Below are 12,911 nucleotides of genomic sequence, written 5' to 3' on the forward strand. Positions count from 1 at the left end.
TAGCAAACCAAAACGAGATGGCGAAACCGCCGCGAGCGTGATCCAGGCTCGCGGCGGTAACAGCTTATTTTCAACGGCTTGGAGCCTATTGTTAACTCAGAATTCTTCCCAGTCCGCAACCGCCAGAGCAGCGGAAGACGAGGCGTTAGCGATCTTGCGCGGCATTGCGACGGCTGCAGGGCGATCCGAAATGGGCTGTGCGACCGGTCTTGAAGCGACGGGGCGATGGGCGATCGGATTGCGCTTCTGCAATGTCTGGGCCGGGGCCCGATCGTTGTCGAAATTGAACTGTTCGAGCAACTGGAACAGCGCGGCCGCTTCCCTTGCCATTTCATGGCTCGCAGCTGTCTGCTGCTCGACCATCGCGGCGTTTTGCTGTGTGCCCTGATCGACCGTGTTGATCGCACGGTTGATTTCGGTCAGCGCGGTGGACTGTTCGCGTGACGTTTCGACGATCGCGGTGATGTCGCCGTTGATACCTTCGACATGGGTCGCGATCTCGCGAAGGGCGGCGCCTGCCTTCGTGACAAGCGAGACGCCGTTTCCGACATGCGTGCTGGAGGCCGTGATGAGTGTCTTGATTTCCTTCGCCGCTGTCGCAGAGCGCTGCGCGAGTTCCCGCACTTCCTGCGCAACGACGGCAAAGCCTTTTCCGGCCTCCCCTGCGCGCGCCGCTTCAACACCGGCGTTCAGCGCCAACAGGTTGGTCTGGAAGGCGATTTCGTCGATCACGCCGATGATGTTCGAGATTGCCTTCGACGACGCTTCGATCTGGTCCATGGCACCAATCGCTTCACGCACCACGTCACCGGAATGGTTGGCATGCTCCTTCGTGCGGGCAACCAGTTGGCCGGCTTCCTCGGCACGTCGGCTGGAATCCTTCACGGTCGTGGTGATCTCTTCCAGAGCAGCTGCGGTCTGCTCGACCGATGCGGCTTGCTGTTCGGTCCGCTTCGCCAGATCGTCCGCCGATGTGCGAACCTCATTGGAACCGGCCGAAATAGCCTTCGCGTTTTCGGCAACCATCACCATGGCCTGCTTCAGCTTCTGCGACGCCGCATTGAAGTCGGTCCGCAAGCGCTCCAGTGATGGAATAAACGGCTTTGCAATTTGCTGCGAAAGGTCACCGTCGGCGAAACGCGTCAGGCCTTCTGCGAGGCGCTCGACGTTCTCGACCCGGCCGGTAACATCGGTGGCAAACTTGGCGACCTTGATGACCTTGCCACTGGGATCGAAAACGGGGTTGTAGGAAGCCTGGATGTAAACGCTACGGCCGTCCTTGCTGATGCGGCGGAACTCGTCGGCAACATATTCGCCGCCGCGCAGGCGCTCCCATAACTGCGTGTATTGCGGGGATGCCGCTTCGGTCGGGTCCATAAAAATCCGGTGATGCTTACCCACGATCTCGTTCAAGGAATATCCGAGCGCCGACAGGAAGTTGTCGTTGGCGGTGAGGATTTCACCATGGGGCGTGAATTCGATGGTTGCCTGCGCGCGGGAAACAGCTGAAAGTTTGGCCGCGCTGTCGAGCCCATTCATCTTTGTTTCGCTGATGTCGTTAGCAAACTTGATGATCTTCAAGACCTTGCCGCTGGCATTCTTCACCGGATTATAATTGCCGCGGATCCAGATTTCCTGGCCGTTTTTCGCAATGCGCTTGAATTCGCTGCACTCGAACGTGCCGCCCTTAAGCTTGCTCCAGAAGGCTTTGTATTCCGGCGTTGCAGCGTAATCTCCGTCGACAAAGATCCGGTGATGCTGACCGATAATCTCCTGCTCGCTATATCCCATCAGATCGCAGAAGTTTGTATTGGCTCGCAATATGCGTCCTTCGGTATCGAACTCGATGATCGCGAAGGACAGGTCTAAGGCTGAAAGGATTTGATTAGAGTTTGCGCCGAAAAAATCGAACATTACGAAGCCTTGCAATACAGGTGATTGGTCAACCTTCATCGCAAACAATTGTTAAATTAGTAATTAAGACTTGGCAAAAAACAAGAATAAGCCTTTGTAAAAATACATTCAAGCGTTGCTCAATAATATATTCCTATTACCTAATCTAGGTTGGGTAGTCTCACGTTCAGGTTGCCGGAAGTAGAAGCGAGCATCCTGCGCGGCATGCCCTTCCTGCCGCCATCAGTCCATCTTTAGCAATCGATAACCCTCTCTCGACAAACAGTCATGTTCCGGGGCTTGGCATCCATTGCCTGGAAACGTTTGCGGATTACCTCTCGGTCAAATCCGAACGGTAACCGACCATGAACGCTGTGACGTCTATCCTCCATACCTTGGAACCTCATCCGTTTCAGCTTCGCAACACCGAGAAAATACTAGAGATGTTGCCGCGCCCGGTCTTGGTTGTCGGTTCCGATGGTCTCGTCGTCTACGCCAACAAGGCGAGCGAAGTCTCATTCGGCGCATTTCCCGGGGGCGCCGTCCACGCGCTTTTTACGGGCTTGGGCACAGACCTGCCCGACAACAGCTGCGCCCCGCTTTCAGTCACGTCCATCCATAGCGGTGAGAGCTTCGATGCCGCGTTCGTCTCTTTCGACGATGGGCAGTATCTCGTTGACCTGCGACCTGCATCGCAGAACCAGGGCATCGCCATCAAGACCGATGTCGACGAACTGACGGGCCTTGCCAAGCGGAACGCCTTGCTGTCGCACCTGTCGTCCGCTTTGAGCAACGGTTCTAAATCTTCATCGATCGCCGTCCACTGCCTCGATCTTGACCGCTTCAAGATGGTCAACGACACGCTGGGACATGCAACAGGCGACCTTCTTTTGAAAAAGGTGGCCGACCGCCTCAAGGCCGCGTGCCGCAAAAGCGATGTCGTTGCGCGTCTTGGCGGGGACGAGTTCGTGATCCTCCAGCATGATGTCGACGATCTTGCAGCGGCCGAGAAACTCGCTTCGCGGATCGTGGACCTTGTCGGCCGCACCTATGTTCTCAACGGTCATACAATCAATATCGGCGCAAGCGTCGGCGTCGCCTTTGGCGGTGATGCGCTCCAGCCAGACGACCTGCTCCGCAACGGTGATCTTGCTCTCTACGAGGCAAAGAAGGCCGGGCGCGGACGTTACCGCATGTTCGAAAGCGGGATGGACGCTCTACTCCTCGGACGTCGGGAAATGGAGATCGATCTCCGCCGCGCGCTGGCCCTGAAGCAGTTCAAGCTGAACTATCAGCCGTTCCTCGATGTCTCGACCAAACGGGTGGATGGCTTCGAGGCCCTGCTCCGGTGGGAACATCCCGTCAAAGGCAACATCCCGCCTCTTTCCTTTATCTCGCTTGCGGAGGAAAACGGCCTGATCGTCAAGATCGGCGAATGGGTTTTGCGTACAGCCTGCCTGGAGGCAATGTCCTGGCCGAATGATATGATTGTCGCCGTCAACGTCTCGCCGCTTCAGTTCAAGGCGGACACACTGCTGGAAACGGTCGCATCGGCGCTAAGGCACTCGGGATTGCCAGCCCATCGCCTGGAAATCGAAATTACCGAGGGCGCCCTGCTCGATGACACGGATAACGTCATCCAGACGCTGAATGCCATGCGCGCGCTTGGCGTCAGAATCTCCATGGACGATTTCGGCACTGGCTATTCGTCCTTGAGCTACCTGCAGAAGTTTCCGTTCAACAAACTGAAGATCGATCGCTCGTTTGTCGCCTGTGAAGACGCAGACAGCGAGGCGATCCTGCGATCAATCGCAAGTCTCGGGACGAGCCTCGGGATGTCGATCACGGCTGAAGGCGTCGAGACGGCGGAACAGTTGGCGCGCATTCGTGGCGAACGCTGCACCCATGTGCAGGGCTATCTGACGGGACGGCCCATGGGCACGGACCAGATTCCGGCGTTCCTGGCACAACACATTTTATAGAGGGGAACTGATAATGGATAACAGCTTGTATCGCCTGGTCTACTACAGCCGCAACCAGATCGGCGACGATGGTGCGGCGTTTAGCTCAAACGTCGACGAGATCCTGGCGAAAAGTCGGGTGAACAATCTGCGTGACGAGATCACCGGGGCGCTTCTGTTCAACGCGGGCTGCTTCGCCCAGGTTCTGGAAGGTCCGCTCGAGCGGGTGGAAGCCGCATTCGAGCGCATCCAGCAGGACGAACGCCATGGCGAAGTTTCGCTGCTGGCCGTGGACCCGATCAGCCATCGGTATTTCCCAAACTGGGCAATGGGTTTTATCGGGACATCCGAAACCAACGCAAAGCGCTTCGCCGACGTCGGCTCGTCAAGCGGTTTCGATCCGTCGCGGCTGAGCGGCGAGCAGATCCACACCCTGTTGCGAGACCTCGCAATCGAAGAAGAGGCCGCCTGATTCCAGTACGGCCTCCTCCTCCAAAAAACATCGTCTACTGCTGAGCGTTGCAGCGGGGCGTGATTGGACGAAGCCTTACTTCTTCGGAGGATCGACCTTCTGCTGGTAGCGACCCACGATCTCACCCTTGCCGATCACATGACCGGCCACTGCGGCGAGAAGATCATCCCGGTCGGATGTCGGGGGAAGATCCAGCATCTTGTCGAGCGCAAGCACCTGGAAGTGATAGTGATGCGCCGGGTCGCCGGCCGGCGGCTTTGGTCCGAAATAGCCGTGACTGCCGGACGTGTTGCGACCCTGAAGGACGCCTTCCGGTTCAACGAGGCGGAGCTGTTCCTGCAACCCTTCCGGCAGGGACGTCACTGTTGCCGGGATATTCCATGCCAGCCAGTGAACAAACGGCTTGGTTGGTGAGGAGCCTGGATCCTCTACGATGATCGCGTAGGACGCGGCCTTCGGGACGGTCTTCCAGCTGATCGCCGGTGAGACACTCTCGGCATATTCGCTATGACGCTGCGGCATGAGTTCGTCGTTGTCAAAAGACGAGGATGAGACGGATACGCTGCCTTCCGTCTTTGTCTCCGGGCGATCCATGGCAAGTGGCACATCGATACCTTTGGCGGCCTGCGCCTTCATAGGTTCAGCGGGCGCAGCGGGCTGCGCTTGTGCCTTTTGCGCGTCGCCGGTGTAAGCCACCCTGTAGATGACACCGTTTGCATCGTCGGCCATCAGCAAGGCGCCATCCTTGGCGACGGCCAGTCCGACCGGTCGTGCGAAATGCGTCTTGCCACCATCGCTGAGGAAGCCGGTGACGAAAGGTTCGAAGGATTTCGGCTTGCCATTTTCGAAGTGAATGCGAACAATCTCGTATCCGGATGCCGGGTTACGGTTCCAGGATCCTCGCATGGTCGCAAACGCATCGCCCGAGAACTCGGCCGGAAACGACGTTCCGCTGTAGAACTTCATCTGCATGGGGGCTGCGTGTGCCGTGTAGCCGAGTTTCATCGGATCGCTCTGCGCCTTCCACTCCTCCTTGGTCACCCCGCCGACCGGTGTCGACTGCGGATAGATGTCGCCTGCTCCGTAAACATGCGGCCAGCCATATTGCTTTCCCTGTTCGATGAGGTTGAGCTCTTCTGCCTGCACCTCATCACCGAGGAGATCGATGCCATGGTCGAGCCCCCAAAGTTCACCGGTCTCGCGGTTCCAGTCGTAGCCGATCGTGTTGCGAAGGCCGGACGCGAAGATGGTGCGGCTCTTGCCATCAGGGGTCGCCCGGAGCACCGTTGCGTTTTCGGCATTGCTTTCGTTGCAGGCGTTACAGGTGGAACCGACGCTGATGTAGAGCATGCCATCAGGACCGAACTCCATGACGCGGTTGGGATGCTGTCCGGAATCCGGCAGATCGCCAATGATCATTTCAAGTGGCCCGAGCGTGCCGTCGTCCTTGATGTCCGCGACGAACACCTCTTTGACCGTGACGAGATACAGCCTGTTATCCTTGATTGCCAGACCGTGGGCCTGCGCACGCGCTGCCACTTTCACCGGAGCGCCGTCGGCCTTGCCGTCGCCGTTCTCGTCCTTCAGCAGCAGCACGTCGCCTTCCTCGCGGCGGCTGACATAGATATAGCCCTTATCCGACACGGCGATGATGCGGCTGTTTCCGAGACCCTGGGCGAAAGGCTCAACGGTGAAACCTTCCGGCGCCTTCAAGGTGGCGATCCGTTCCGCGGTTGCCGGGATCTTGTTTGGCTTGAACACGTTGGTCGTGATCTGGACTTCGGTTCCATCGCCCTGCTGTGCATAGGCTGCGCTGCTCAAGAATACCGCGGTCGCGACCGACGCGACGCCAAGAAGTCCAAATTTCATCACTGTATCCCTCTCGTTGACACGCCCCGTAACCAGCAACCGGAGCCATAGTTCCTCCACCGAGACGCGAAGCGAGAGCACAGCGGTGGTTTAAGACGTCAAATCGAACGAGAACGGAGCGTCACCCTTTCGTTGGCTTTGGCAAAGGGTTGCCAAACAGATCAACCGGATCGGGAACCGCCGACGCGCTCCCCTTCTGGTCGTCGGATAGTCTGCCACCAAAGGAGCGCGAACTGTTCGGCCTTCCGGCCCACAGCACCATTTCGATCTTTTCTCCGACCTTGATATCTCTGTGAGCGATGAAATAGCCGCGGTGGTCCGGTGCGCGCTCGTGGCCGGCTTTTTCATTTTCGAATAGGCTGACATCGCCGGGCTTTGCCTCGTAGCGCATCGTGACGTCCCTCTTGTCTTGTCGTTACCGGTCCCATGGCGGGATAAATCTGCGGTCGTTATAGGCGGACAGGAAACCGGAATGGATGGGGTCGAGCCAGTTCTCGTCTTTCAGAAAGACAAGGGCATCATGAACGAGACCGCCGCCCGATGCCTGAACCTTGAGCATTGCCCGGAAACTTCCCTCTTCACCAACGTCTTCCAGCTTATCCAGAACCGGCAGATCGTCTTCAGGGACTTCAAACAACTCCCCTGTCACCTGCAAACCGATTCCCGGTTGTTCGAGCATCATCGGCCCGTAGAATGGTGCTGCTATCAACAGGGGGTAGGGCTCGACCGTCACTACATCCCCGATATATTCCGAATTCCCAAGCCCCTTATCATGAAGCGCAAAGCCTCTTTTCAGGGTGCCGTAAATGAACACTTTCACATGGTTCTCCTATCCGTGAGGTCGAATAACCCGCTCGACATCGACCTGTTCCGTGCACGGCAACGCGGCATCCGGTCGCTGATGTCTCACCGCCATAGCGGCCTGACCGTGTGAAGAGAAAACGCAAAGTTCGAAGGGAACAGGGCGCGACAAACTAAGTTCTTGCAGCCTGATAAAATTGCTGACGCGAGAATGGCAGGTTCATGTGAGTATCGTTGAGTCCCGAAATGAAAACGCCCCCTCTCCCCTCCCCGCATCCGAACAGACCCCGCATCTGAAACTGCCGCCGGGTTTGGTGGCAACCCGGCTTGAGGCATCGCTCCGGAGCTCCGGTCGTTCGCTCTGCTACGTGGCATTGAGCGAAAATGCTGCGCAAAAAATAGCGGATGCCATGGCAGCGCTCTTTCCCTCGGTCCAATTCATTGTTCTGCCGCCTTGGGACTGCCTTCCCTATGATCGGGTTCCGCCCTCGCGGCACTGCATGGGTCGACGCATGGACGCATTGCGGATATGGGCCAGGCCAAGCGACACGCCGCGACTGCTGCTGACATCGATCGACGCGACGCTGCAGCGCATTCCGCCGGCGGGGGTCATCGCAGATGGCCAGATCGAACTGGTGGTCGGCCATCCATTCGATCGCGAGGCATTCCTGAATTTCGTCAGACGATCAGGCTATGTGGAAGAGGGCGTTGCCGACGATCCCGGCGAACTGGCGGTGCGCGACGGGATGATCGACATCTATCCCGCCGGCGCCCCGGGCCCAATGCGCATCGTCCTGTCGGAAGACGATCACGTGACCGAATTGCGTGGGTTTGACCGCGTCTCGCAGCGAACCGAGAGCTACCTTGAACGGTTGAGCTTCGGTCCGGCATCCGAAGCCATACTCGCAGACCTCATTCCGGAAGCCCCTGCTCCAAAATCTGAGACGATGGAGCGCCAGCTTTCCCGCCTTTACCCGGACATGGTGACGGTTTTCGATATCCTCGGCAATGCCGCTTTGACTGCGGCTCCGGGCGCAGCAGACCGGGTCGTACGGAATCTGGAAATCATCGACGACGCCCGCCAGTCCCGCACGGAATTCGGTAAGACCGGAACATCCTCTCCTTGCTCGTTCTATCTTGACAGCGAGGAGTGGGAACAGCGCTTCACCGGCGTGCAGACCAGCGCACTGGATCTCGAACAAGGGGGTGACCTGCCTTCCGGGGCGTCGGATGCGGACCCGCGCAAGGCACTGGTCAAATTTGCACAGGAACGCCTGGGCGATGGAATGAAGGTTGTAATTTCCGGGCATGGCAAGGCATCAGAGGCGCTTTGCCGCCGTGTCGCGAAAGCAACTGGTGTATCGCCTCGGTTCGTCGACAGCTGGACGCAGGTGATGGACGCCGAATCCGGCGCGCTTTTGAAGCTCGCCTGCGCCCTCGATCACGGGTTCCTCGACGTCGCGCAAAATGTTGCTGTGATCGCCGCAGGCGACGAAGACCGACATGTTTCAAGTGCAACTTCCTTTCTTGGCGAACCAGATCTTCGGATCGGCGACGTCGTCGTCCACGAAGATCACGGCATTGGAATTTTGAAAGATCTGGAAAGCATCGCCGTTGCAGGCGTCGCGCGTGACGCTGCCCGTCTGGAATATCGCGAAGGTGCTTCCGTGCTTGTTCCGATGGAAGAATTCGGAAAGCTGTGGCGCTACGGTTCCGAACCCGAGGCGGTCTCGCTCGATCGTCTTCACACCGACGCCTGGCAAAAGAAGCACGAGAAGATTGTCGCGGACATCAAATCGACGGCGCGTCATTTCTCGACCATCGCAAAGCACAGGCAGGCCTCGCCGGCCGAGACGTTCATTCCTCCCCGTGCCGAATTTTCAGCCTTCATCCGACGGTTCCCTTTCGCCGAAACACCAGATCAGGCCGAAGCCATCAAGGCCACGCTTTCCGATCTCGCGTCCGGGCATGCCATGAACCGCCTTGTCTGCGGCGATGTCGGCTTCGGCAAGACAGAAATCGCACTGCGCGCCGCAGCAGCGGTAGCACTAGCGGGCGGCCAGGTGGTCGTCATCGCCCCAACGACTGTTCTCACACGTCAGCATTTCGCCACCTTCAAGCGACGCTTCGAAGGAACAGGCATCTCTGTCGGAATGTTGTCACGGCTCGTCAAGCCAAGCGAGGCGAAGCAGGTCAAGGCGGCGTTGGCCGAGGGTGAAATCGACGTTATCGTCGCGACCCATGCGATCCTTGCAAAAGACGTGCGCTTTGCGCATCTCGGGCTTTTGATCGTGGATGAGGAACATCGGTTCGGGCTCAAGGATAAACGGGCCATGAGCGCGCTCGCGCCGACCCTCCACACGCTCGCCATGTCGGCAACACCAATCCCGCGCACCTTGCAGTCGGCAATGGTCGGAGTTCAGGAGGTCAGCCTCCTGACGACTCCGCCCGCCCGGCGCCGACCCGTTCGCACATCGCTTGCAGCATTCGACAACGCATCGATGCGCACCGGATTGATGCGCGAATACCGCCGGGGCGGACAAAGCTTCGTCGTGGTGCCGCGCATAGAGGATATCGAAGCCGTCGAGGCGATCCTGCGCAAGATTGTTCCCGAGCTCTTGGTTAAGGTCGCGCATGGCAAGATGCCGGCGGCGACGATCGACGAAGCGATCGTCGGTTTCGCGGACGGCGATGGCGATGTCCTTCTCGCCACCAACATTATTGAAAACGGCCTCGATGTGCCGCGCGCCAATACGATGTTCATCTGGAATGCGGAGCGGTTCGGTTTGGCCCAGCTGCACCAGTTGCGTGGACGGGTCGGCCGTGGAGGCGCGCAGGGCATGACCACGCTTCTGACGGAAGAAGGTGCAGAACTGCCCGAGGAAACGCGCTTGCGGCTTTTGACACTCGTAGAGAACGACCGCCTGGGCGCCGGGCTTGCGATCAGTCTGCGCGATCTCGATCTGCGCGGCGGGGGCGACATCGCCGGCGAGGATCAGGCTGGGCATATGAAGGTCATCGGCATTGGCCTTTACCAGAAGCTCCTCGCGCGTGCCGTCGCGAAACTGGGAAAACGACTTTCGGCCAACAGAAAGCGCGCAATCCTGCATCTCGACGTCGCGGGCACGATACCGGCGGATTACGTGCCGGATCCGGCTGTCAGGCTCAATCTCTATGCCAGACTTCTGCGGGCATCCTCACAGCGCGACGTGAATGATCTGGAAGAAGAGTTCGAGGATCGCTTCGGCGAATTGCCGCAGGAGACGCTGCTGTTGTTGCGCACAACCAGGCTGCAGCTTGCAGCAGGCCATCTCGGTATCGCCAAACTCGAAGCCGGACCGAAGGCGATTGCGATGACCATTGCCAAGATGCCGGCAAGGGTGATTTCGGCCCTGACGAAGAAGATTGCGGCAATCCGGCGGGAAGACCGGCTGATATTTGAGACGGTCGCCCAGACCTGCGACGAGCAGCTGAAGTTCTTCGAGCGGCTCATTCTGGCGGCGCGAAGGCCTTGAGGCTTTACGGTTTGACTTGATCGACGATAGCGCGGGCCCGTACTGTGGGCCCGCGAATTTTTGTCAGAACCCCGCGTCGGAGGCTGACGATCTGTCAGTCTCGCGGAGCGCCTCCTGTCCCCGCATATCGCGCCTCTGATGCCTCAACGTGCTCGTCACGTTTGTTGTCCGCATACGCCGTGCTTTCACCGGTGTTGCCAAACTTGTCCCTTATCCCGTCGGACATTACGTACCTTTCTAGTTGCTGATTGACGGAACACCCCGAACAAGCCAAGAACAAGCAACGCCGCGGGAACCCACTTGGAATGAAGCCCTTACGTATGCAATTGTTCGAGATGAGCGACCACGTCCGCGCTTCCCCGGGAAAGCGCTGGGGAGTGGCGGTTGCAGCGTTCGGGCTTGCGCTCTACGCGCGGTTTCTATGCGACCATCTCCTGCCGCCGGGCTTCCCGTATCTGACCTTCTTCCCCGCGGTAATCCTGACGACGTTTCTGGCGGGCGTCTGGCCCGGGGCCGTTTGCGCCGTGGCCTGTGGCGTGGCTGCCTGGTACTGGTTTATACCGCCGTTTGCGATGTTCGAGATCAACGGGTCGGTCCTCGTTGCTCTGACCTTCTACGCGTGCGTGGTCATCGTGGACATCCTGCTGATCCAGGTCATGCACAAGGCGGTCGACGATCTTCAGGAAGAACGCCTGCGCAGCGAAGACCTGGTGCGCGAACAGCAGCGCCTTCTTGCCGAGCAAAAGGAACGGGAGCGCCAACAGCGTGTGTTGCAGCGCGAATTGTCCCACCGAATGAAGAACACGCTGGCGATGGTTCAAGCCGTCGTATCCCAGAGCCTGCGCAATGCGACAGACGTGAAGCTTGCCGGTGAAATGGCGTCGGCCCGCATCGACGCACTTGCCCGGGCACAGGATACGCTGACGGCAACGAACTGGTCCGCAGCAGATGTCGAGACGATTGTACGGACATCCGTCGAACCGCACCAGGACAGTCCCGACCGCTTCGATATCTTCGGGCCTCCGATGGTGCTCGAAGCACAACCTTCCATGGGTTTGGCACTGGCAATCCATGAACTTGCGACAAATGCCACCAAATATGGCGCGCTCAGTACGGCCGACGGCAAGGTCGAGATCCGCTGGACGGCGCCCGGCGAAAACGGCTTTGCCTTCACATGGATCGAAAGCAAGGGGCCGGCCGTGAGCGAACCGACGCGGCGCGGCTTTGGCTCCCGCCTGATGGAGCGCGTTGTGCCGACCTATTTCAACGGCGTCGCCAACGTGGACTACCGCACGGATGGTTTGCACTACCGCATCGAAGGCGAACTTCTTCCGAAAGAGCCTCAGCCTCTTCAGAGCTGACGCAATATGCGCCATTGGCCGGTTGCGACAACGACGACGATCGACCCAATCACTATTCGACAATCATATAATTCTAGTTCGATTATAATAATCAATTATATTGCAGCGCAGCAGGTTCGGTGGAACACTGGCTATAACAAGGGCCGCAAAGGCCTGGAGCCGCCAGTAGGAGAACATCGATGAAACCATCTATCAGGGCCGGCTTTGTCGGCTTAGCTACTCTGCTTGCCTGCACGCCAGCCTACGCACTCGGAGACACGATCAAGACCGCGATCGACGCGACATTCGCGCCGCACGCGATGCCAACCCTCGACGGCAAGATCGAGGGTTTCAACGTCGATATGGCAAACCTGATCGGCGAACGGTTGGGCAAGAAAGTCGATCTGACCGGAGCGCAGTTCTCCGGCCTCATCCCAGCACTTCAGGCCGGCACCTATGACTTCCTGGTAGCGCCCGTCACCGTGAACAAGGAGCGTGCCGCGAACCTTCTCTTCACCGAAGGCTTCATGGACACCAATTTCGGCTTCGTCGTGCCGGCCAATGCGCCTGAATACAAGACGCTGGAAGACTTCAAGGGCAAGACGATCGCCGTCAACAAGGGGTCTGCCTATGACAGCTTCCTGCGGGAGAAGGAAAAGGAATTCGGCTGGAAGGTCGAAAGCTACGGCACCAATACCGACGCCGTGGCAGCCGTCATTGCGGGACGCGCCGATGCCAACCTTGCCGGCAATACTGCCGCTGCATGGGCGGTCAAGAAGAACCCGCGCCTGAAACTCTCCTTCGAATACGAAACCGGCCTCGTCTGGGCCCTTTCCTTCCGAAAGGGAGACGAGCAGAACCGCGATCTCGTCGATCGTGCGATGGAATGCCTGAAGCTCGACGGCTCGATGGCGAAGCTTTCGGTCAAATGGTTCGGCGTCACGCCAGAAGCTGGCACGACGATCGTCACCCCGACCAAGGGTTTCGGGACGCCAGGCTTCGATGGTTACAAGGATGATGACCACAAAGCCTCCTGCGATAACCTGAAGTAACGATCTGC

At 58.6% G+C, this 12,911-nt stretch carries 9 protein-coding genes; 5 read left to right on the forward strand and 4 right to left on the reverse strand.

Features of this window, described 5'->3' with window-relative positions; translation table 11 throughout:
- Positions 1-96: 96 nt before the first annotated feature.
- Complete coding sequence (locus tag IFT66_RS18475) at positions 97-1,914, reverse strand: methyl-accepting chemotaxis protein (RefSeq protein WP_192078474.1); 1,818 nt, start codon at positions 1,912-1,914, stop codon at positions 97-99.
- Between the two features lie 422 nt (positions 1,915-2,336).
- Here IFT66_RS18475 and IFT66_RS18480 point away from each other — a divergent pair, with 422 nt between their 5' ends.
- Both IFT66_RS18480 and IFT66_RS18485 read left to right on the forward strand, forming a co-directional pair.
- Positions 2,337-3,875 (forward strand): putative bifunctional diguanylate cyclase/phosphodiesterase, encoded by a 1,539-nt coding sequence (locus IFT66_RS18480; protein WP_249406496.1) that lies wholly within the window; start codon positions 2,337-2,339, stop codon positions 3,873-3,875.
- Positions 3,876-3,888: 13 nt separating this feature from the next.
- Positions 3,889-4,326, forward strand: a complete 438-nt coding sequence (locus IFT66_RS18485) for a BLUF domain-containing protein (RefSeq protein WP_113111503.1) — start codon at positions 3,889-3,891, stop codon at positions 4,324-4,326.
- Between the two features lie 75 nt (positions 4,327-4,401).
- On the opposite strand, the gene IFT66_RS18490 is transcribed toward IFT66_RS18485, so the two are convergent.
- From IFT66_RS18490 to IFT66_RS18500, 3 genes are all read right to left on the reverse strand, one after another.
- Entirely contained in the window at positions 4,402-6,195 is a 1,794-nt protein-coding gene (locus IFT66_RS18490; RefSeq protein WP_192078476.1) for a YbhB/YbcL family Raf kinase inhibitor-like protein, read from the reverse strand.
- 121 nt (positions 6,196-6,316) lie between these two features.
- Positions 6,317-6,586, reverse strand: a complete 270-nt coding sequence (locus tag IFT66_RS18495; protein WP_192078477.1) for a hypothetical protein — start codon at positions 6,584-6,586, stop codon at positions 6,317-6,319.
- A 24-nt stretch (positions 6,587-6,610) separates the two neighbouring features.
- Positions 6,611-7,015 carry a gamma-glutamylcyclotransferase gene (locus IFT66_RS18500; protein ID WP_174197663.1) on the reverse strand — a complete coding sequence of 135 codons (405 nt, stop codon included), beginning with the start codon at positions 7,013-7,015 and terminating at the stop codon, positions 6,611-6,613.
- Positions 7,016-7,508: 493 nt separating this feature from the next.
- Between IFT66_RS18500 and IFT66_RS18505 the strand changes: the two genes are divergently transcribed.
- The 3 genes from IFT66_RS18505 to IFT66_RS18515 all read left to right on the forward strand — a co-directional run bounded on the left by IFT66_RS18505 (position 7,509) and on the right by IFT66_RS18515 (position 12,903).
- The gene (locus IFT66_RS18505; RefSeq protein ID WP_249406497.1) at positions 7,509-10,511 is read left to right on the forward strand and encodes a DEAD/DEAH box helicase; all 3,003 of its coding nucleotides are present in this window, start codon (positions 7,509-7,511) and stop codon (positions 10,509-10,511) included.
- A 305-nt stretch (positions 10,512-10,816) separates the two neighbouring features.
- Entirely contained in the window at positions 10,817-11,872 is a 1,056-nt protein-coding gene (locus IFT66_RS18510; protein ID WP_092663140.1) for a sensor histidine kinase, read from the forward strand.
- Between the two features lie 179 nt (positions 11,873-12,051).
- Positions 12,052-12,903, forward strand: a complete 852-nt coding sequence (locus tag IFT66_RS18515) for a transporter substrate-binding domain-containing protein (RefSeq protein WP_192078478.1) — start codon at positions 12,052-12,054, stop codon at positions 12,901-12,903.
- The last annotated feature ends 8 nt before the right edge of the window (positions 12,904-12,911 follow it).

Source organism: Rhizobium sp. CFBP 13726, assembly GCF_014841925.1.
Classification (GTDB): domain Bacteria; phylum Pseudomonadota; class Alphaproteobacteria; order Rhizobiales; family Rhizobiaceae; genus Neorhizobium; species Neorhizobium soli.

Excerpts from the sequence above, each read along its gene's own strand:
- IFT66_RS18475 (WP_192078474.1), bottom strand. The coding sequence starts at position 1,914 with ATGTTCGATTTTTTCGGCGCAAACTCTAATCAAATCCTTTCAGCCTTA.
- IFT66_RS18480 (WP_249406496.1), top strand. The coding sequence starts at position 2,337 with ATGTTGCCGCGCCCGGTCTTGGTTGTCGGTTCCGATGGTCTCGTCGTC.
- IFT66_RS18485 (WP_113111503.1), top strand. The coding sequence starts at position 3,889 with ATGGATAACAGCTTGTATCGCCTGGTCTACTACAGCCGCAACCAGATC.
- IFT66_RS18490 (WP_192078476.1), bottom strand. The coding sequence starts at position 6,195 with ATGAAATTTGGACTTCTTGGCGTCGCGTCGGTCGCGACCGCGGTATTC.
- IFT66_RS18495 (WP_192078477.1), bottom strand. The coding sequence starts at position 6,586 with ATGCGCTACGAGGCAAAGCCCGGCGATGTCAGCCTATTCGAAAATGAA.
- IFT66_RS18505 (WP_249406497.1), top strand. The coding sequence starts at position 7,509 with ATGGACGCATTGCGGATATGGGCCAGGCCAAGCGACACGCCGCGACTG.
- IFT66_RS18510 (WP_092663140.1), top strand. The coding sequence starts at position 10,817 with ATGAAGCCCTTACGTATGCAATTGTTCGAGATGAGCGACCACGTCCGC.
- IFT66_RS18515 (WP_192078478.1), top strand. The coding sequence starts at position 12,052 with ATGAAACCATCTATCAGGGCCGGCTTTGTCGGCTTAGCTACTCTGCTT.